Origin of the sequence: Ensifer adhaerens (assembly GCF_001270265.1) — a bacterium.
GTDB classification, from domain to species: domain Bacteria; phylum Pseudomonadota; class Alphaproteobacteria; order Rhizobiales; family Rhizobiaceae; genus Ensifer; species Ensifer adhaerens_B.
The window spans coordinates 24,912-43,666 of record NZ_LGAP01000015.1; the positions used below are offsets into that span (position 1 = coordinate 24,912).

General features: G+C 63.3%; 17 protein-coding genes. 8 read left to right on the plus strand and 9 right to left on the minus strand.

Going from position 1 to position 18,755, the window contains the following annotated elements; genetic code table 11:
- Positions 1-16 precede the first annotated feature (16 nt).
- A complete protein-coding gene (locus AC244_RS20450; protein WP_053250665.1) occupies positions 17-1,318 on the minus strand; it encodes a M16 family metallopeptidase in 1,302 nt (433 codons plus the stop codon).
- A 16-nt stretch (positions 1,319-1,334) separates the two neighbouring features.
- Positions 1,335-2,735: a threonine synthase gene (gene thrC / locus AC244_RS20455; RefSeq protein WP_082367007.1), complete on the minus strand. Its 1,401-nt coding sequence runs from the start codon at positions 2,733-2,735 to the stop codon at positions 1,335-1,337.
- Between the two features lie 279 nt (positions 2,736-3,014).
- On the opposite strand from thrC, the gene AC244_RS20460 reads away from it, so the two are divergent.
- A complete protein-coding gene (locus AC244_RS20460; protein ID WP_053250782.1) occupies positions 3,015-3,563 on the plus strand; it encodes a hypothetical protein in 549 nt (182 codons plus the stop codon).
- A gap of 74 nt (positions 3,564-3,637) precedes the next feature.
- On the opposite strand, the gene AC244_RS20465 is transcribed toward AC244_RS20460, so the two are convergent.
- Both AC244_RS20465 and AC244_RS20470 read right to left on the minus strand, forming a co-directional pair.
- Positions 3,638-4,744 carry an ABC transporter substrate-binding protein gene (locus AC244_RS20465; RefSeq protein ID WP_053250666.1) on the minus strand — a complete coding sequence of 369 codons (1,107 nt, stop codon included), beginning with the start codon at positions 4,742-4,744 and terminating at the stop codon, positions 3,638-3,640.
- A 230-nt stretch (positions 4,745-4,974) separates the two neighbouring features.
- Positions 4,975-5,670, minus strand: coding sequence for an HAD family hydrolase (locus tag AC244_RS20470; protein ID WP_053250667.1), 696 nt, complete (start codon positions 5,668-5,670; stop codon positions 4,975-4,977).
- 179 nt (positions 5,671-5,849) lie between these two features.
- Here AC244_RS20470 and AC244_RS20475 point away from each other — a divergent pair, with 179 nt between their 5' ends.
- A complete protein-coding gene (locus AC244_RS20475; protein ID WP_053250668.1) occupies positions 5,850-6,518 on the plus strand; it encodes a GntR family transcriptional regulator in 669 nt (222 codons plus the stop codon).
- Positions 6,519-6,758: 240 nt separating this feature from the next.
- Here AC244_RS20475 and AC244_RS20480 read toward each other — a convergent pair whose 3' ends face one another.
- A complete protein-coding gene (locus tag AC244_RS20480; protein WP_053250669.1) occupies positions 6,759-7,439 on the minus strand; it encodes an ArsR/SmtB family transcription factor in 681 nt (226 codons plus the stop codon).
- Between the two features lie 80 nt (positions 7,440-7,519).
- On the opposite strand from AC244_RS20480, the gene AC244_RS20485 reads away from it, so the two are divergent.
- The 3 genes from AC244_RS20485 (at position 7,520) to AC244_RS20495 (ending at position 9,461) form a co-directional block, all read left to right on the plus strand.
- Complete coding sequence (locus AC244_RS20485) at positions 7,520-7,840, plus strand: NIPSNAP family protein (RefSeq protein ID WP_053250670.1); 321 nt, start codon at positions 7,520-7,522, stop codon at positions 7,838-7,840.
- Positions 7,841-7,844: 4 nt separating this feature from the next.
- Complete coding sequence (locus AC244_RS20490) at positions 7,845-8,192, plus strand: antibiotic biosynthesis monooxygenase family protein (protein ID WP_053250671.1); 348 nt, start codon at positions 7,845-7,847, stop codon at positions 8,190-8,192.
- A 138-nt stretch (positions 8,193-8,330) separates the two neighbouring features.
- Positions 8,331-9,461, plus strand: coding sequence for a site-specific DNA-methyltransferase (locus tag AC244_RS20495; RefSeq protein WP_053250672.1), 1,131 nt, complete (start codon positions 8,331-8,333; stop codon positions 9,459-9,461).
- 124 nt (positions 9,462-9,585) lie between these two features.
- Here AC244_RS20495 and AC244_RS20500 read toward each other — a convergent pair whose 3' ends face one another.
- Genes AC244_RS20500 through mutY form a run of 3 tightly spaced genes read right to left on the minus strand, consistent with a single transcriptional unit; the run spans position 9,586 to position 11,690 of the window.
- Positions 9,586-9,945 carry a nuclear transport factor 2 family protein gene (locus tag AC244_RS20500; RefSeq protein WP_053250673.1) on the minus strand — a complete coding sequence of 120 codons (360 nt, stop codon included), beginning with the start codon at positions 9,943-9,945 and terminating at the stop codon, positions 9,586-9,588.
- A 14-nt stretch (positions 9,946-9,959) separates the two neighbouring features.
- Positions 9,960-10,577: an HAD family hydrolase gene (locus AC244_RS20505; RefSeq protein WP_053250674.1), complete on the minus strand. Its 618-nt coding sequence runs from the start codon at positions 10,575-10,577 to the stop codon at positions 9,960-9,962.
- A 24-nt stretch (positions 10,578-10,601) separates the two neighbouring features.
- Positions 10,602-11,690: an A/G-specific adenine glycosylase gene (gene mutY, locus AC244_RS20510; RefSeq protein WP_053250675.1), complete on the minus strand. Its 1,089-nt coding sequence runs from the start codon at positions 11,688-11,690 to the stop codon at positions 10,602-10,604.
- Positions 11,691-11,783: 93 nt separating this feature from the next.
- Here mutY and AC244_RS20515 point away from each other — a divergent pair, with 93 nt between their 5' ends.
- From AC244_RS20515 to smc, 3 genes are all read left to right on the plus strand, one after another.
- On the plus strand, positions 11,784-12,290 hold the full coding sequence (locus AC244_RS20515) for a DUF721 domain-containing protein (RefSeq protein WP_053250676.1): 507 nt from the start codon (positions 11,784-11,786) through the stop codon (positions 12,288-12,290).
- A gap of 120 nt (positions 12,291-12,410) precedes the next feature.
- On the plus strand, positions 12,411-13,265 hold the full coding sequence (locus tag AC244_RS20520) for a DsbA family protein (protein ID WP_082367010.1): 855 nt from the start codon (positions 12,411-12,413) through the stop codon (positions 13,263-13,265).
- A gap of 102 nt (positions 13,266-13,367) precedes the next feature.
- Positions 13,368-16,829, plus strand: coding sequence for a chromosome segregation protein SMC (gene smc / locus AC244_RS20525; RefSeq protein WP_053250677.1), 3,462 nt, complete (start codon positions 13,368-13,370; stop codon positions 16,827-16,829).
- A 4-nt stretch (positions 16,830-16,833) separates the two neighbouring features.
- On the opposite strand, the gene AC244_RS20530 is transcribed toward smc, so the two are convergent.
- Entirely contained in the window at positions 16,834-18,654 is a 1,821-nt protein-coding gene (locus AC244_RS20530) for a caspase family protein (protein ID WP_053250678.1), read from the minus strand.
- Positions 18,655-18,755: the final 101 nt, after the last annotated feature.

Genomic DNA, 18,755 nt, shown 5'->3' on the forward strand with positions numbered 1-18,755 from the left:
AACCAGGTGTTCCGGATCAGCTTGCGACGGCGTGTGCGACGACGGTTTTTCCGGTGAGCGACGACAGGATGTCGTTCATCGGCGCCAACTGTTCGAGCGGTCCGATCGCCGACAGCGTCGGAGCGGTGTCGAAGAACAGGCGGCCTGCCAGATCGGTCAGGCGCTCGATGGTGATGCCCGACAGGCGCTCCATCAGCTCCTCGTTCGGGATCGGGCGACCGTAGAGCATCATCTGGCGGGCGATCTGGCCCGCGCGCGCAGCCGGGCTTTCCTGGCCCATCAGCAGTTGGGCGCGGATCTGGGCGCGGGCGCGCTCGATTTCCTGCTGTTCGATGTTCATCGACGATTTGCGCAGCTCATCGACGATGACGGGCATCAGTTCCGGCAGGTTTTCTCCGCCGGTTGCCGCATGTACGCCGAAGATGCCGGTGTCGGAGAAGCCCCAATGGAAGGCATAGACCGAGTAGCAGAGGCCGCGGTGCTCGCGCACTTCCTGGAAAAGGCGCGAAGACATGCCGCCACCGAGAATGTTGGCGAGGATCTGTGAACAGTAGAAGTCGCGGGCGTGATAGGCCTTGCCTTCGAACCCGAGCAGGATCTGCGCGTCCATCAGGTCGCGGGTTTCGCGGCTTTCGCCGCCGGTGTAGATCGCGGTTTCGAGGACCGGCGTTGTGAGCGGCGTGCGCGGCAGCGTCGAGAAACGTTCCTCGACCTGGCGCACGAAAGCCTCGTGCTCGACGGCGCCGGCCGCGACGACGAACATCCGGTCGGTGGTGTAGTTGCGGCCGAGATACTGGCGGATCTGGTCGGCGGAGAACGACATCACCGTCTCGGGCGTGCCGAGGATCGGGCGTCCAACCGTCTGGTCGCGGTACGCGGTTTCGGCGAAGCGGTCGAAGACGACGTCGTCAGGCGTGTCGTCGGCAGCGCCGATCTCCTGCAGGATCACGTGTTTTTCGCGGCGCAGTTCTTCCTCGTCGAAACTCGACTCGGTGAGGATGTCGGCGAGGATGTCGACCGCCAGCGGCACGTGATCCTTGAGGACGCGCGCGTAGTAGGACGTCGTTTCGGTCGAGGTCGCGGCGTTGACTTCGCCGCCGACATTCTCGATTTCCTCGGCGATCTGGCGGGCGGTGCGCCGGCTTGTGCCTTTGAAAGCCATGTGCTCAAGCAAATGGGCGATGCCATGTTCGCCCACGGTTTCGTTGCGTGAACCCGATTTGATCCACACGCCGAGCGCCACGCTTTCGAGATGCGGCATCTGCTCGGTTACCACCGTCAACCCGGAAGGGAGCCGGGTGCACTCAACTTTCATCATACGTTTCTTCTCGTTCTTACCCCTGGAGACGGGTGCGCTCGCCGATAAAGGTCTCGACGCTCTTCAGGTCCGCATCCAGGATATCGAAACGCTCCTCCCTGTTCATCAGGTCAGCAAGCCACGTCGGAAGCGCCGGGTCAATACCACTTGCCGATTTTACGGCGTCGGGGAATTTCGCGGGATGGGCGGTTGCAAGCGTCACCATCGGGGCCGAAGCCTTCTCGTGCTTGGCGGCGACGAAGACACCGATGGCGCTGTGCGGGTCGAGCAGGTAGCCGGTGTCTCCCAGGGTCTTGGCAATGGTCTTGGCGACGTCCTTTTCGGAAGCGCGCCCGGAGCGGAACTCCTTGCGGATCGCCTTCAGCGCCTTTTCGCGGATGGCAAAGGAGCCGGACTGCTTGAGGCTGTCCATCGCCGAGCGCACTTCGGCCGGGTCGCGATCGTTGGCTTCGAACAGAAGCCGTTCGAAGTTGGACGAGATCTGGATATCCATCGACGGCGACGTGGTCGCCTTGACCTCGCGCATTTCGTAGCGGCCGGTCTTCAGTGTGCGGGCGAGAATGTCGTTTTCGTTGGTGGCGACGATCAGCTTGTCGATCGGCAGGCCCATGCGCTTGGCGACGTAGCCGGCGAAGATATCGCCGAAATTGCCCGTCGGCACGGTGAAGGAAATCTTGCGGTCCGGTCCACCGAGCGCGATCGCGGTGGTGAAATAGTAGACGATCTGGGCCATGATCCGCGCCCAGTTGATCGAGTTGACGCCCGAAAGCTTGACGCGATCGCGGAAGGCGGCGTCGTTGAACATGCCTTTGACGAGGTTCTGGCAGTCGTCGAAATTGCCCTTGACGGCGATGGCGTGGACGTTGCCGGCCTTCGACGTCGTCATCTGGCGCTGCTGCACCGGCGAAACCTTGCCATGCGGAAAGAGGATGAAGATGTCGGTGCGCTCGCGCCCGGCAAAGGCGTCGATGGCCGCACCTCCGGTATCGCCCGAGGTCGCGCCGACGATGGTCGCCCGTTCGCCGCGCTCGGCGAGCACATAGTCCATCAGGCGGGCGAGCAACTGCATCGCCACGTCCTTGAAGGCGAGCGTCGAGCCGTGGAACAGTTCCATGACGAAGGCATTGGGGCCGGTCTGGACGAGGGGGGCGATAGCCGGGTGACGGAACGTGGCATAGGCCTCGTCGATCATCTCGCGAAACTTTGCCGAGGGGATCTCGCCGTGGATGAAGGGCTCGAGTACGGCGAAGGCGATGTCCTGATAGGATTTGCCGCGCAGCGCTCGAATTTCTTTCTTCGACAGCGTCGGCCATTCCTTGGGAAGGTAGAGACCACCGTCGCGCGCAAGGCCCGCAAGCAGCGCATCGCAGAAGCCGAGAGGAGCGGCCTCGCCGCGCGTCGAGATATACTTCACCATCCTAGTCCTTCGTCTTGCCTTCGGATCGCGGCGACCCTATGCGAACCGGCCGCGGCGCGTCTGTCTTATTGCGTCAGTCCTTGACAAAGTCCCCACGCATTCTTGTCACCGGTGCAATTTCCGGCCTTAGCGTCGTTTCGGAAAAATCCGATCGAGGTGGCTGACCCAATCGATTTTTCAATTCGCCGCTGCTATAGACGATGCCCGAAGGCCATGAAAGGCCTTCCGGCCGAGATTTCGGTCAAGGAGTTTCAACCGGTTCAGTAGAGGTTGTTCAACGTGTTTGGCAAAGTATCCCGGCCTGTCCTCGCAATATCCTTTCTCGCGGTCCTCGCCGGCTGTAACAAGACGCAATCCGGCGGAGCGATCGATGCGGGTGGCAGCGCCGCAGCACCGACGCCGGCCGTCGTCCAGGCCGCATGCCCGCAGGTGGTCTTGAGAGACGGCACCTCGTCGTTCCGGACCTATGCGAAGGGCGGCAAGGACGATCCGACCAAGGTCATCTACCAGGCGTCGCTGGCCGACACGACGCGGCAATGCGTTCAGAGCGAAAACGCCCTGACGGTCACCGTCGTGGTTCAGGGCCGTGTCGTCAGCGGTCCCGCGGGTGGTCCCGGCAAGATCACCATGCCGATCCGTGTCGCCGCAACCGACGAAGAAAAGACGCTCTATTCCGAGCTGACGCAGCACGCCGTTGAGATCCCGGCAAACGGCTCGACCCAGTTCGTCTTCACCAAGACGGACGTCGCGCTGCCGGCCGGCGCAGGGTCCAACGCCAAGGTCTTCGTCGGCTTCGACGAAGGTCCGCCGGCCAAGCGCAAGAAGTAAGCAACTGTAACGGTTGCCTGAAACGAAAAACGCCGGGGCAAGCCCCGGCGTTTTCATTTGGTGACTACAAGAAATTACTCGGCAGCGACGCTCTTGCCGCCTTCCCACTTGTAGAGCGAGAAAGCTTGCGAGGTGAGGTCGCCGGCCTCGCCGTAGGTGAGCTTGCCGAGTACCGTTTCGATCGGCTCGCCGGACTTGATCGCGGTCGCAACCGCGGTCGCATCCTCGGCGGAGCCGGCCTTCTCGATGCCGGCCTTCAGCACCTGCACGGCGGCGTAGGCGTTGAGCGTGAAGGCTTCGGCCGGAATGTTCTTCGCCTTCAGCGCCTCGACGGCCGGAGCCGACGCCGGGTTGCGGGTCGCATCGCTGGCATTGGTGTAGATCGTGCCGGTCGCAGCTTCGCCACCGATCGCCCAGAACTCGGTGTTGGACAGGCCGTCGCCGCCGAAGATCTGCGCGGTCACGCCCTGGTCGTGCATCTGGCGTGCGAGCAGACCGCCTTCCGGATGATAGCCGCCGAAATAGACGACATCGACATTTTCCGCCTTCAGACGGGTGACGATCGCGCTGAAGTCCTTGTCGCCCGGGTTGAGACCTTCGTAGACGACTTCAGTGATGCCGCCGGCGTTGATCCCTTTCTTGAAGCCGTCGGCAAGGCCCTTGCCGTAGGGAGCCTTGTCGTGCAGGACGGCGATCTTCTTGTCCTTGAGGTTCTTGACCACATAGGCCGCCGCGACCTCGGCCTGCTGGTCGTCGCGACCGCAGGTGCGCAGCACGTTCCACAGGCCGCGGGTGGTCAGGTCAGGCGTGGTTGCCGTCGGCGTCACCATCAGGATGCCGTTTTCGGCGAGAACGTCCGAAGCTGCCATCGACGTGCCCGACAGGACCGGCCCGACGACGAAGCGGATGCCTTCACCGGCCGCCTGGTTTGCGACCGACACGGCCTGCTTCGGGTCGCCGGCATCGTCCATCATCTTCAGCACGATCTTTTCGCCGTTGATGCCTCCGGCTTTATTGATCTCTTCCGCGGCCGCTTCCGCGCCGTTCTTGACCTGCTCGCCATAGGCCGCGACCGGGCCGGTCAGCGGCGTGATGACACCAACGGTGATATCGGCAAAGGCGAGCGGCCCGAAGGCGACGCTGGCTGCCAGGGTCAAGCCCGTCAACAGTGAAAGACGCATGATGTTTCCTCCTAGAAAAATACCCCTGTGGGGCTTGCTTGATATGGCCCTCGTGCGCGGTGCGAAAACCGGGGAGATCTTCGGAGGGACAGCCATGGCACATCAATGTGACATCGTGTCCCTCGGCGCCTAATCGGACGCCCGCCGTGGTGGCCGAGAGCTTTTTCCCGCCCCGGTGAACGGCCGGGGCGAAAGGGGTCTGCAGGCGGCTTGAGCCAGGCTTTGCCGGATCAGGCCGTCATCGATTCCGACCACTCGGAAAGAGCGGCGATCACACCCGGCAGCGCCGACATGCGCGAAATCACCGTTTCGGCACCCGCATCGGTCAGCTGGTCGGCATGCGAGGGATGGGTGTGCGAGCCGCCGGTAAAGCCGACGACGCGCATGCCGGCCGCGCGCGCGCCATGGATGCCGTGCACGGAATCCTCGATCACCAGGATGCGCGATGGGGCGACGCCCATCTGCTTGGCGCCGTGCAGGAAGATGTCCGGCTTCGGCTTGACGCGGTCCGCTCCAAGGTCGCGGGCGGAATAGATGTGGCGGCCGAAGTGGTCCTTGATGCCGACCTTGCCGAGCATCATGGCAAGCCGCGCCGAGGTCGAGTTGGAGCAGATGCAATGCGGCAGCGTCAGCTGCGCCAGCATCGGCTTGACGCCTTCGATGATTTTGAGATCGCGCGCAAGGCGCTCGTCGAGGATCGTGTCGACCTTGCTGATGAGCGAGGCCGAAAGCGGGATGCTCGCTTCCTTTTCGATCTGCAGCAGCGTGTTCTGCCAGGTCATGCCGGCAAAGCGTTCGGCCATCTCCTCGACGCTGATCGGGTAGCCGGCTTCGGTCAAAAGGGCCGCTTCGACTTCCGAGGCGATGATTTCCGAATCGACGAGAACGCCGTCGCAATCGAAAATGATGAGGTCGATATCGTTCATTTGGGTCAGTTCCCTGGGAGAAGGAGGCGCCGCAGGCAGGGGGAGGGTCTCTTTCGCGGCGCGTGCTTTTGTACGCCGAAGGTTTATACGATGGCGGCCGAAATCTCAACCTTTGGAAATCGTCGAAAGGCCGTCGCCGCTTGCTCGACAGGCCCTGCCAGCACCTCTAGATGTAACCGATGGACAAGCAACGGGACGATACCATCGCAAGCCGCATCAGCCGGGCACTGGCCGAGAGGATCATCTCGGGTGTGCTGACGCCGGGCGAGCGCTTGCGTCAGGATCACATTGCCGAGGAATTCGGCGCCAGCCACGTGCCGGTGCGCGAGGCGTTCAGGCTCTTGGAGGCGCAGGGGCTCGCCGTCAGCGAACCGCGTCGCGGCGTCCGCGTTGCAGCGTTCGACCTCAAGGAAGTCCGCGAGGTTGCCGAGATGCGCGCGGTTCTCGAGGTGCTGGCGCTCCGTCATGCGATCCCGCATCTGACCGCTGCCATCCTCGATCGCGCCGAGGCGGCAACGGTGGCCGCGGACACCTCGCGTGATGTACGCTCCTGGGAGGCTGCCAATCGCGCTTTCCACCGGCTGATCCTTGAGCCCTGCGCCATGCCGCGGCTGCTGGCCTCGATCGACGACCTGCATGCGGCCAGCGCCCGTTTTCTGTTTTCAGCCTGGCGGACCAGCTGGGAAGCGCGCACCGACCATGACCATCGCGCGATCCTTGCCGCCTTGCGGGAAGGGCGAGGCGACGAGGCGGCAAAAATCCTCGAGCGCCATGTCGGCTGGATCGGCAAGACGCCGGTCAAGACCGCTGCCGGCGAGACGCGCGAGGCGTTTTCCATCGTCGGATAAGCGTTCGAGCGCAGCCGTTAGTCGCAACACTCGCGGCGATCTGGGACATCCTTGACAGGCGCGCCGAACCGGGATCGGTGCTGGTGCTCGATGCCAGCAGGTTGCAACGGTTGCGTTCGGCCTTCGCCAGGGGACGGACCCGCGGCGGCCTGCGCCGAATGCGAATGGGCCGTTCTCTGCGGCAAAGTATCGAGTGACGGTTTTAGGGGTGTCCTGGTGCGTGTGGGCCCGGACTCGTGTTCACTGCGGGAAGAGGCCTGAAAAGGCCTTCTCGCCGCTATCGGTGAAGCGGATGGCGCGGCTGTTGTTCTCGCGTTTTGCCCAGCCCTTGTCGAGGAAGAGCGTCAGCAGCGCCTCGCCGAGCGAGCCTGCGAGATGCGAGCGGCGCTCGCTCCAGTCGAGGCAGGTTCGGCAGATCGGCCGGCGGGATTTCTTCAGGGATGCGTAGCTTATGCCGAGCGCCTCGATGCGGATCTGGCCCGCATCGGTCAAGGCGAGATCGTCGCCCGCAACCTCGATCTGTTTTGCCGCGATCAGGCTGTCGAGCATGCGCACGCCGTAGTCTCCGGCCAGGTGGTTGTAGCAGACGCGGGCCTTGCGCAGCGCCGGATCCTTGGGCCCGGGGCGATGCCGGTTCATGCCGCGGCTGGCGGCAAACCCCATGAGGTTTTCGAGCATCAGCCCGACCTCGTCTTCGGCCAGCTGGTAGTAGCGGTGACGGCCCTGCTTGCGCTGGGTCAGCAGGCCCCCGGCCTCGAGCTTGGAAAGATGCGAACTGGCCGTCTGCAGCGTGATGCCCGCATGGGTGGCAAGCTCCGTTGGCGTCAGCGCTCGTCCGCCCATCAGCGCGGTCAGCATGTTGGCGCGGGCCGGATCGCCGATCAGCGAACCGATGAGAGCGATGTCTGGACCTTCCTTCATACTTCGATGGTAGTCGAAGCATTAAGGGCCGGCAAGCGGGCATAGTGGGTTCATCGAAAGACACAAATGAGGAACCGAAAATGATCACCTGCTTCATCCGCTACGAAATCGACCCCTTCAAGAAGGAGGAGTTCGCAACCTATTCCCGCAACTGGGGCGAGGCGATCCCGCGCTGTGGCGCCGATCTCATCGGTTACTTCGGGCCACACGAGGGTTCCGCGACGACGGCCTACGGCGTCTATAATATCGACAGCCTTGCCGCCTACGAAGCCTATCGTGCCCGGCTTGCCGCCGACCCTCTGGGCCGTGAGAACTATGCGTTCGCGCGCAAAGAACGTTTTATCCTTAGGGAGGACCGAATCTTCCTGAAAAACGTTTCGGTGCCGGGTGGAAGGGATTGAGCTCATGATCGCCGTTATTTTCGAAGTGCTGCCGGCCGAAGGCCGTCGCGATACCTACCTCGGCATCGCCGCCGACCTGCGCCCGCTGCTCGACGGCATCGACGGGTTCATCTCGATCGAGCGCTTTCAAAGCCTCGCCGATCCGAACAAAGTCCTGTCGCTGTCGTTCTGGCGCGATGAGGCTGCCGTCAAGGAATGGCGTAACGGTGCCGAGCACCGCGCCGCCCAGGAAGCCGGCCGTCGGGATGTCTTTGCCGACTACCGACTGCGCATCGCGTCGGTCGTGCGCGACTATGGCTTGAACGAGCGGCATCAGGCGCCGCTCGACAGCCGCGCTTTTCACGAGGCTTGACGGCCACCGGCAGGCGAACCGATTGGCCCTGCATCGTTAATACGAAATTTTTCGTGATGGCCTTCAGGCTTTGGTAACCATCTTCGGTAACCATAAGCTCCATAGTCCGTCCCGAGTAAGCGTATTTGCGAGTTGTCCATGTCTTCAGTTGTTTCGCTTGCCGAAGTCTCCCGTTCCGCCCGTCCGCTGGGCTGGCTCGATTCCATCATCAAGGGTGACTGCGTGGCAGCGCTCAATGCGCTTCCCGACAATTCGGTCGATGTCGTTTTCGCCGATCCGCCCTACAACCTGCAGCTTGGCGGCATGCTGACCCGCCCCGACCAGTCGGTCGTCGACGCCGTCGATGACGAGTGGGACCAGTTCGCTTCCTTCGAAGCCTATGACGCCTTCACCCGCGCCTGGCTGCTGGCCTGCCGCCGTGTGCTGAAACCAACAGGAACGCTCTGGGTCATCGGCTCCTACCACAACATTTTCCGTGTCGGTGCGATCCTGCAGGACCTGCATTTCTGGATCCTCAACGACATCATTTGGCGCAAGACAAACCCGATGCCGAACTTCAAGGGCCGTCGGTTCCAGAACGCCCATGAAACGCTGATCTGGGCGACGCCGAACGCCAGCGCCAAGGGCTACACCTTCAATTACGATGCAATGAAGGCGGCCAATGACGACGTGCAGATGCGCTCCGATTGGCTGTTCCCGATCTGCTCGGGCCATGAACGCCTGAAGGGCGACGACGGCAAGAAGGTGCACCCGACGCAAAAGCCGGAAGCGCTGCTTGCCCGCATTATGATGGCATCGACAAAGCCGGGCGATGTCATCCTCGATCCCTTCTTCGGTTCCGGCACCACCGGCGCCGTTGCCAAGCGCCTCGGCCGTCACTTCGTCGGCATCGAGCGCGAACAGGACTATATCGACGCGGCATCGGCGCGCATTGACGCCGTCGAGCCGCTCGGCAAGGCCATGCTGTCCGTCATGACCGGCAAGAAGGCCGAGCCGCGTGTGGCATTCAATACGCTGATCGAAAGCGGATTGATCAAGCCCGGCACCGTCCTGACCGATGCCAAGCGACGTCATAGCGCGATCGTGCGCGCCGACGGCACGCTTGCCTCAGGCGGCGAGGCCGGCTCAATTCATCGCCTGGGCGCCAAGGTCCAGGGTCTCGATGCCTGCAACGGATGGACATTCTGGCATTTCGAAGAAGGGAACACCCTGAAGCCCATCGACGAACTCAGAACCGTCATTCGAAATGACCTGGCAAAACTGAACTGATCAACCAGTTCCGCCAGGTCCTTCGAAAAGCACTCTGCCCGGTTTATGTACCTTCAGTCCCGGAAGGAGAGCTTTAAACGCCCGGAATCCGCAAGGCTTCCGGGCGTTTGTATTTTCCGAATTGTCAATCGTCGTCGAAAACCTCGACCGCGACGATCCGTCCTTCGTCGTCGAAATGAAGAAACTCGACACCTGAACGCTCTATCCGCTCGCCGGTCCTGGCGTTCGTTGCCACCAGCTGCCATTTGGCTCGCGCCGACGAGGGCGAAAGCGTTTCGATCAAGCTGTCTTCAGCCACCTGGTCCGGATAAACCAGAAAATAGTCGCGAAAGGCGGAGAGGATTGCGGCCCGTCCGGCAAGCGTGCCGACGCCGTTTGAGACGTAGCGCGCATTCTCGGCGAAAGCGTCGGCTATGGTCTGGAAATCGAGCGCGTTGATCGCCGCATGGTAGCGTGCGGTCAGCGCGGAGGGATCGCCGGGCATCGCGATAACCCGGATCAGCGCTGGACGCCGTAGGCGGCGAGATCGGCTTTCAGTTTTTCCGGGTCGGTGAAATGCACCGCGTGCCAGCCGGCCAGACGCGCGCCCTCGACATTGGGCATGCTGTCGTCGATGAACAGCGTCGCCGGTGGGTAGAGGTCGAAGGCGCGGGCATGAGTCTCGTAGATCGCGACATCCGGCTTGATCAGGCCAACATCGCCCGAGACGGTGACGCCGCGCGGCAGGGTGAGGAACGGATAGAGCTGCTGCGCCTCGCGGAACGTGTCGGAGGCGAAATTGGTCAGCATCGTCACGTCGCGGCCCTCGGCGATCAGGTTCTCCATCAACGAGACCGTTTCGACATAGGCGTGCGGTACCATCTCCTGCCAATGCTTGCGGAAGGCGCGGATCTGCTCTTCCCGGTCGGGATGATCCTTGATCAGCAGAGCCTCTGCTTCTTCCCAGGAGCGGCCACGATCCTGCTCGATATTCCAGTCATGGGTGCAGACATTGGCGAAGAACCATTGCCGCTCGGCCTCGTCGGGAATGATGCGGCTGAAGGGCAGGTTCGGGTCGTAGTGGATCAGCACCCTGCCGATGTCGAAGACGATGTGGCGGATTTCGATGCTGCTCATGAACCTGTTCCTCGTTCGATCTTCTCAGCGCTCGGCTTTGAAGGCATCTGGTATCGCCTGGGCGATCGCTTTTTTCATAACCGTCGGCAGTGCTTGGGCTTTCAGCGACGAGACCGGCTCCCACCAGCCGTCGTTTCCGGTCTCGGCGCGCGCGACATTGGCCCTGTAGATCGACAGGCGCAACTCGAAATGCGTGAAGACATGGGTAATGGTGCCGCAGTCTTCCCAGGCCGCCGCAAATGGCTGGGCCTCGACCGAAGTCTCGCCGTCCTGCCGTGCCGTCCAAGCGGTGCCGGGCACTTCGGTCATGCCGCCGAGAAGGCCGGTTTCGCCGCGCTTGCGCAGATAGACGGTGTCGCGAGCATCGATCGCCACGAAGGCGGCGCCGAGCCTCAGCGGCTTGTCCTTCTTCTTCGCCTTGCGCGGAAAGGTCTCGGGATCGGCGACGGAAAGCGCCAGACAGTGCGGCCGAAACGGACAGAGCGAACAGGCGGGGCGCTTCGGCGTGCAGATCGTCGCGCCGAGATCCATCATTGCCTGGGCGAAATCGCCCGGCCTGTCGGCGGGCGTCAAAGCTGCGACTTGGCTACGCATTTCCGGCTTGGCCGCCGGCAGCGGCGTTTCGATGGCATAGAGCCGCGAGATCACCCGCTCGACATTGCCGTCAAGCACAGCACTTTGGCGGTTGAACGCGATGGCGGCGACAGCTGCGGCGGTATAGTCGCCAATGCCGGGCAGGGCCTTCAGCCCTTCCTCGGTGTCGGGGAAGCGGCCGCCGTGATCGCGCGCCACGGCCTCGGCGCATTTCTTCAGATTGCGCGCCCGTGCGTAGTAGCCGAGCCCGGCCCAGGCCTTCATCACGTCTTCATTGTCGGCGGCGGCGAGATCTTCGACCGCCGGCCACAAGGTCAGGAACTTCTCGAAATAGGCCTTCACCGCCTGCACGGTCGTCTGCTGCAGCATGACCTCCGACATCCAGATATGATACGGATTGGCGACCCCGCCCTGACGCGCCATCGGCGGCGAGCCCCGCCACGGAAGCTCGCGGTGGTGCCGGTCGTACCATTCAAGAAGAAGCGGGGCGGCCTTCGCCGCCGTGATTGTATTTTCCATGATTTGCCGGAGGTTCCTTTTCCGGCCTATACTTGGCGAAGGCGAGCCGGCGCATCAAGGCTCAATCGACATTGCATACAGAAAGTCGCGTTCGTGAGTGAACAGAAGTCCCGCAGGGGTGTGGTCCAGATCAGCGAGGTCGCCAACGGCCTGATCGATCCGGTGCTCGCCAAGCGCGCCGGCATCAACACCATGCTGCTCGGCTCCTGGGACGAGATCGCCGGCGCTGATTTCGCCGACTGCACCCGGCCGGAAAAGATCGTATGGCCGCGCCGTGCCTCCGAAATTGCCGGCGAGGGTGGCCACCAGCCCGGCGTCCTCACCGTCGCCTGCGAGGGTGCGCGTGCACTTTTTCTCACGCATGCCCAGGGCGAGCTGATCCAGCGCATCAACGGCTTCTTCGGCTTTTACGCCATCGGCCAACTGCGGATCGTGCAGAAGCCGGTATCGCCGCCGCCCAAACGCAATCGCACGCCACGCCCGCTTTCCGGCGAACCGGCCCGCCGGCTCGAAACCATGGTCGAGGGTATCGAGAGCGAAGAGTTGAAGGCAGCGCTGCGGCGGCTCGGGACTGCAGTGATGTCGCAACGCCGGCGTTAGGGCCGCACCATCACGCGGTCACAATTCTTTGAATTCTGTTGAAACGCTGCCCCTTGCCGCCCCGCGCGCGGCAAGATATCGAATCCGCACTGTAATTCCCTCCGAACACGGGTAAAATTCATGTCCGCTTCCGCAATGAACCTTTCGAAACGCCTGCTCAGCGGTGTTGCCATCGCGACCGTCGCTCTTGTGCTTGCCGCCTGCAGCGATGAGAAGAAGGAGCAGGCCTCGGCGACCCCGACCGAAACCACGGAAACGGCCGCCAAAACCGATGCCAAGCCAGCCGATGCCAAGCCGGCCGACGCGATGACCACCGCTTCGACGACGAGTGCCGCAACAACGACCACGGAAGCCAAGCCCGCCGGCACCGAAGTCGCTCAGTCGACGGCTGCCCCGGCAGCAAAGGTCGAGCTGCCGAGCTCGGAAGGCTCCGTCGACATGGCCAAGCTGCTCGAGCCCGGTGCATTGCCGGAAATGGCGATCGGCGATGCCAACGCGCCGGTGACCATCGTCGAATACATGTCGATGACCTGCCCGCACTGCGCCGCCTTCCACAACAACACCTTCGAAGCGATCAAGACGAAGTACATCGACAGCGGCAAGGTTCGCTTCATCCTGCGCGAATTCCCGTTCGATCCGCGGGCGGCGGCCGCTTTCATGCTGGCCCGTTGCGCGCCGGAGGGACAGTATTTCCCGATGGTCTCGATGCTGTTCAAGCAGCAGCAGCAGTGGGCCGCGGCCCAGAATGGTCGCGATGCATTGCTGCAGATGTCCAAACTCGCCGGTTTTACACAGGAGAGCTTCGAGTCCTGCTTGACGAACCAAAAACTTCTGGATGATGTGAACGCAGTCATGCAAAAGGGCGCAAAGGACTTTGGCGTGCAATCGACGCCGACCTTCTTCGTCAATGGAGAGCACTATTCTGGGGATATGTCGGTTGACGTTATGTCGGCCCTCATCGACAGCAAGCTCTGATCCTTCGCTTTTCCTGAAAACGGGCGACGGCAGCAGCCGTGCGCCCGTTTTTTATGCCCGGCAGTCGGGTGACGAGGGGCGCTCTGCGCCAGCGTTTGCCGCATGAAGTTCAACAAGCTTCGTCTGCTCGGCTTCAAATCCTTCGTCGAACCCAGCGAATTCATCATCGAGCGCGGCCTGACCGGCATCGTCGGCCCGAACGGCTGCGGCAAGTCGAACCTTGTCGAGGCATTGCGCTGGGTGATGGGCGAAAACTCCTACAAGAACATGCGCGCGTCCGGCATGGACGACGTGATCTTTTCGGGATCCGGCAATCGCCCGGCGCGCAACACCGCCGAAGTCGGCCTCTACCTCGACAACAGCGATCGCACCGCGCCGGCCGCCTTCAATGACAGCGACGAAATCCAGGTGACGCGCCGCATCGAGCGTGAACAGGGCTCGGTTTACAGGATCAACGGCAAGGAAGCGCGCGCCAAGGATGTGCAGCTGCTCTTTGCCGACGCGTCCACCGGCGCCCGCTCGCCATCGATGGTCGGCCAGGGCCGCATCGGCGAACTGATTGCGGCCAAGCCGCAGGCCCGACGCCAGCTTCTTGAAGAGGCGGCCGGCATTTCCGGCCTGCATTCGCGCCGGCACGAGGCCGAGCTGCGGCTGAAGGCGGCCGAAACCAACCTCGAGCGCCTGGACGATGTCACCTCGCAGCTCGAAAGCCAGATCGAGAGCCTGAAACGGCAGGCGCGCCAGGCCAATCGCTTCAAGATGCTGTCTGCCGATATCCGCAAGCATGAGGCGATCCTGTTCCACATCCGCTGGGTTCACGCCAAGGAAGCCGAAGCCGAGGCGACCAGCCAGCTCAACCAGGTGACGGCACTCGTCGCCGAAAAGGCGCAGGCCCAGATGCAGGCCGCCAAGGATCAGGCGATTTCCAGCCTGAAACTGCCGGAGCTGCGCGAGAACGAGGCGAAACTGGCCGCCGCATTGCAGCGCCTGCAGATCGCCCGTTCGCAGCTGGAGGAAGATGCCGGCCGCATCCTGCGCCGCCGTGATGAGTTGCAGCGCCGCCTGGCGCAGCTGGCCGAAGATATCGCTCGCGAGGAGCGCCTGGTTGCCGACAATGCCGGCATTCTCGCTCGCCTCGACGAAGAAGACGAGGAACTGCGCGAGCTGCTTGCCGAGGCGGACGACCGGGCAAGCGAAGCCCGGGAACGGCTGGAAGAGGCAAACGAAAAGCTCTCAGTGAGCGAAGCCGATCTGAGCCGGCTGACGGCCGAGCGTGCCGAGGCACAGGCCGGCCGCAACCAGCTTGAGCGCGCGCTGCGTGATCTCTCGGAGCGGCAGGCGCGGCTGGCGCGCCAGCTCTCCGATCAGGCCCGTGATCTTGACGAACTCGACCGGCAGATGGCGACGCTGCCCGACCCGCACGAGAAGCAGGGCCAGGTCGAAGTGGCCGAGGCCGCACTTGAAGACGCCGAGGCGAATGTCGCCGATATCGAAGAAGCCCTTGCCGAAACCCGCCGCGCCGAGGCTGACGCCCGCCCGCCGGTCGATCGGGCGCGGGCTGTCCTGAACGGCATCGAGACCGAGGCGCGCACGATCCGCCGTATGCTCGAAGCAGCTGGCGGTGGCGCCTATCCGGCGGTTGTCGAGGAGATGAAGGTTGACCGCGGCTTCGAGACGGCGCTTGGCGCGGCACTTGGCGACGATCTCGATTCGCCGCTCGATAGCGCCGCACCCGCCCATTGGCGCGCACCGGGCGACCATTCCGGCGATGCCGCCTTGCCGCAAGGGGTGCGTTCGCTGATCGAGCATGTTCGCGCGCCGCAGGCGTTGACGCGTGCCTTGAGCCAGATCGGCATCGTCGACAGCGAGGCCGAGGCCGAGCGGCTGATGCCGCTGCTGAAGTCCGGCCAGAGCCTGGTGACGAAGCAGGGCTCCGTCTGGCGGTGGGACGGCCATGTGACCGGTTCCGAGGCGCCGAGTGCGGCTGCACTCAGGCTCGCCCAGAAGCACCGCCTTGCCGAACTCGACGCGGAGGCGGACGATGCCGGAGAGGCGCTCCGCCGTGCCGAGGCCGATCTTGCCGCTGCCGGCTCGCGCATCCGCGCGGAGGATGAACGGTTAAGGCTTGCCCGCGACGCCCAGCGCATGATCACCCGCCAGCTTGGCGAAGCGCGTGATGCGCTGGCGGCGGCCGAGCGCGCATCGGGCGATCTGTCGCGCCGCCGTGCGGTTGTTGCCGAAACCAAGAGCCAGCTCGAAAGCCAGCTCGAAGAGATCGCCGAACAGATCGAGACGGCCAACGACGCCCTTGCCGATGCGCCGGATCTTTCCGAGCTCGAGCTGAAGCTGCGCACGCAAACGGCAGATGTCGCGGCCGACCGCGCAGCGGTTGCCGAAAGGCGCGCAGCCCATGATGGTCTTGCGCGCGAGAACGAAGCGCGCCAGCGCCGCATCACGGCGATATCAGGCGAGCGCCAGACCTGGAAGGCTAGGGCGGCCAGCGCCGAGGAGCATATCGCCACCCTCAGGGATCGCGAGGCGGAAGCGCGCGACGAGGTCGAAGACCTGATGGATGCGCCCGACGAGTTCGAGGACAAGCGGCGCGCGCTGATGAACGAGTTGCAGAAGGCCGAGGCTTCACGCCGCGAGGCCGCCGATATCCTGGCCGAGGCCGAGGGTCGCCAGCGTGAGGCCGACCGCATGGCCGCGACCGCGCTCTCGGAGCTGGCGGAATCGCGTGAAAAGCGTGGCCGCGCCGAGGAGCGGCTGGTGTCGAGCCGCGAGCGCCGCGTCGAGATCGAGGCCCGCATCCAGGAGGCGCTTTCCTGCGCTCCGCACGAGGTGATGCGGCTGACCGGGCTTGCCGCCGACGAGGCGCTGCCGGATATGCGCAATGTCGAGCGCGAACTGGAACGGCTGAAGATCGAGCGCGAGCGCCTTGGCGCCGTCAACCTCCGGGCCGAAGAGGAACAGAAGGAGCTTTCCGAGCGGCTGGCTCTGCTCTTGAAGGAGCGCGACGACGTCATCGAGGCGATCCGCAAGCTGCGCAGCGCCATCCAGAACCTCAATCGTGAGGGTCGAGAGCGGCTGATCGTCGCCTTCGACGTGGTCAACGCCCAGTTCCAGCGGCTCTTCACCCATCTCTTCGGCGGCGGCACGGCCGAACTGCAACTGATCGAGAGCGACGACCCGCTTGAAGCCGGCCTTGAAATCCTTGCCCGCCCGCCGGGCAAGAAGCCACAGACCATGACATTGCTGTCGGGCGGCGAACAGGCGCTGACAGCGATGGCGCTGATCTTCGCGGTCTTCCTCACCAATCCGGCGCCGATCTGCGTGCTCGACGAAGTCGACGCGCCGCTCGACGACCACAATGTCGAGCGCTACTGCAACCTGATGGACGAGATGGCGGCTTCGACCGAAACCCGCTTCGTCATCATCACCCATAACCCGATCACCATGGCCCGCATGAACCGCCTGTTCGGCGTCACCATGGCGGAGCAGGGCGTGTCCCAGCTCGTTTCCGTCGACCTGCAGACGGCAGAGCGGCTCCGGGAAGTGGTCTAAGCGGTCACTCGAATTCGAGGACGAGACCGCCCGTTCCATCGGTTGACCCCATATCATCCCACGTGTCGACGTAAACGGACTTCGTGTCGACTTTGCCCTTTCGATGAGCGTAGTACATGCCGATATCGTCGCCCTTCTTGTTTTCGTTCGGCATGTCGGTGAACCATTTTGTGTAGGTCAACGCGGTGCCATTGTCCCACCGCCAGCCGCCCTTTGGCTCCCTTCCCTGCGGGTCTTGCGTAAGGCCAATCCAGGGGCCCATCTTGTAGCTGACGTTTCCCGAGGGGTCGTAGCCCATCTCGAAGAAGCTCTGGTCGGCATTGAAAAGCGATGCGACGAAGGCGTTCTCTTCCTCTGAGGAAATCGCTGCAAGGTGCGCCCCGCAGCCGCTGGCGATCCCCCGCGCATACACTGCCAGGATCGTTCCCGTTCGCACGGCAACATAGAGGTGCCCGCCGAACACGCCATATACGGTCTCGAAGTGGCGCAGGCAGGTCAGCGCCTCCAGCACGCGCTTGTCGGTTTCAAGGCCTTCGAGGTTGGCGACATCGTAGCGGCGGGCTTTCGGCGCGCTGTAGATCCCCTCCGAACTGTCATTGACCTTTATGCCGAGGGTTGCTGCCGTGCGCTCGGTGATGAAACCGCTGGCTGGCTGGCGGTTGGTGCTCTGGAAGAGTTTGATCGCCTCCCGCGTCCGCCCCCCGAAAACGCCATCCGCGACGCCGGCCGCAAATCCCTTGGCGGCGAGTGCCAGCTGGACGTTTCGTCGCCGGTCCTTGTCCGGCAGAAGCCGCGCTTCGACCGACTGCGGCAGATGCGACTGGTTGCGTGACCCCGCGGGTTCGATCTGCGCCAGCGTCTGGCGTCCGAGTTCCGCGTATTCGCCCGTGCGATGCTTTTCGACGAAGAAGTGCCAGATCCGTGGCGTGCCGACCCTGAGGGTCTTCTTGAAATCCTTCTCCGCCTCGAGTGCCGCGGAGTCCGTCGTTGGCACTGGTAGTACCGGCAGGGCGGCCTGGGCCTGCGGAGCCGCTTCCTCCGGCCCAAAGTAGAATTCCAGTGACAGGGAGGAAAGGATCTGTGGGGATTGTTTGCCGCCCGTATCCTTGCGCACGTCGCGAACCACCCGCTTGAAGGCAGTGCCGACCTCAAGCCCGGGGCCGGACAGGTTGGCGATCAGCGCACGGGTGAAGGGCGAATGCCCGTCGGTGCCGTCGGCGGCGACCTGTCCCGGGGCGGCAGCAAAAGCGACCAGCGTGCCGGCCCCTTGCATTTCTATCGGTGCAAGTCCGCGCGTGGCACCGCCGCGGGTGGCGCCGTCGACGTCGACATTCAGCTTGTTGGCAAGCGGATTGTTGCGGCAGGCGTCGAGGAATACCAGGGATATCCTTGCGCGCTTTTCGAGTGCGTTGATGATCTCGGACAGTGCCACGGTTTCTGCCGGTACATCGAACTCGCTTTCAAGCCTGGCATCCGTTCCGATCAGAAAATTCTCGCCGTGGAGCTGCATGCCATGGCCGGCAAAATAGAACAGCGCAATATCCTGCGGCCCGATCTTCCGGGAGAAGCGTGCGAGCGCCTCGGCAAAGCTCCTTCGATCGGCATTCAGCACGAGATCGGCTTCAAATCCTTGGCGCTGCAGGAAGCCGCTGAAGGCTTCGGCGTCGCGAGATGCGTTCGGCAAGGTGCCGGCGATCGCGTAATTGCTCATGCCGACGATAAGCGCCAGCCGCTTGCCGACATTGTCGGCGAAGGCGGGGCCTGCGGCAAACAACAGCACCAGAAACGAAAGCACCGAAAAGCTCAGTTCCGCACGACATTTCATGACATGCCTCCAAGCCTACAGGACTGAAACGGATCGCCATGATGGGATATTCGTCGATGTGCCCCTCATCGCCTCATAATATTAGATGTTGATGATGGATG

Bases quoted from the DNA above. Each gene is read 5' to 3' on its own strand.
- AC244_RS20490 (WP_053250671.1), top strand. From the start codon at position 7,845: ATGATCGCCGTTATTTTCGAAGTGCTGCCGGCCGAAGGCCGTCGCGAT.
- AC244_RS20475 (WP_053250668.1), top strand. From the start codon at position 5,850: ATGGACAAGCAACGGGACGATACCATCGCAAGCCGCATCAGCCGGGCA.
- AC244_RS20520 (WP_082367010.1), top strand. From the start codon at position 12,411: ATGTCCGCTTCCGCAATGAACCTTTCGAAACGCCTGCTCAGCGGTGTT.
- smc (WP_053250677.1), top strand. From the start codon at position 13,368: ATGAAGTTCAACAAGCTTCGTCTGCTCGGCTTCAAATCCTTCGTCGAA.
- AC244_RS20480 (WP_053250669.1), bottom strand. From the start codon at position 7,439: ATGAAGGAAGGTCCAGACATCGCTCTCATCGGTTCGCTGATCGGCGAT.
- AC244_RS20485 (WP_053250670.1), top strand. From the start codon at position 7,520: ATGATCACCTGCTTCATCCGCTACGAAATCGACCCCTTCAAGAAGGAG.
- AC244_RS20465 (WP_053250666.1), bottom strand. From the start codon at position 4,744: ATGCGTCTTTCACTGTTGACGGGCTTGACCCTGGCAGCCAGCGTCGCC.
- AC244_RS20500 (WP_053250673.1), bottom strand. From the start codon at position 9,945: ATGCCCGGCGATCCCTCCGCGCTGACCGCACGCTACCATGCGGCGATC.
- mutY (WP_053250675.1), bottom strand. From the start codon at position 11,690: ATGGAAAATACAATCACGGCGGCGAAGGCCGCCCCGCTTCTTCTTGAA.
- thrC (WP_082367007.1), bottom strand. From the start codon at position 2,735: ATGGTGAAGTATATCTCGACGCGCGGCGAGGCCGCTCCTCTCGGCTTC.
- AC244_RS20495 (WP_053250672.1), top strand. From the start codon at position 8,331: ATGTCTTCAGTTGTTTCGCTTGCCGAAGTCTCCCGTTCCGCCCGTCCG.
- AC244_RS20450 (WP_053250665.1), bottom strand. From the start codon at position 1,318: ATGATGAAAGTTGAGTGCACCCGGCTCCCTTCCGGGTTGACGGTGGTA.
- AC244_RS20505 (WP_053250674.1), bottom strand. From the start codon at position 10,577: ATGAGCAGCATCGAAATCCGCCACATCGTCTTCGACATCGGCAGGGTG.
- AC244_RS20470 (WP_053250667.1), bottom strand. From the start codon at position 5,670: ATGAACGATATCGACCTCATCATTTTCGATTGCGACGGCGTTCTCGTC.
- AC244_RS20530 (WP_053250678.1), bottom strand. From the start codon at position 18,654: ATGAAATGTCGTGCGGAACTGAGCTTTTCGGTGCTTTCGTTTCTGGTG.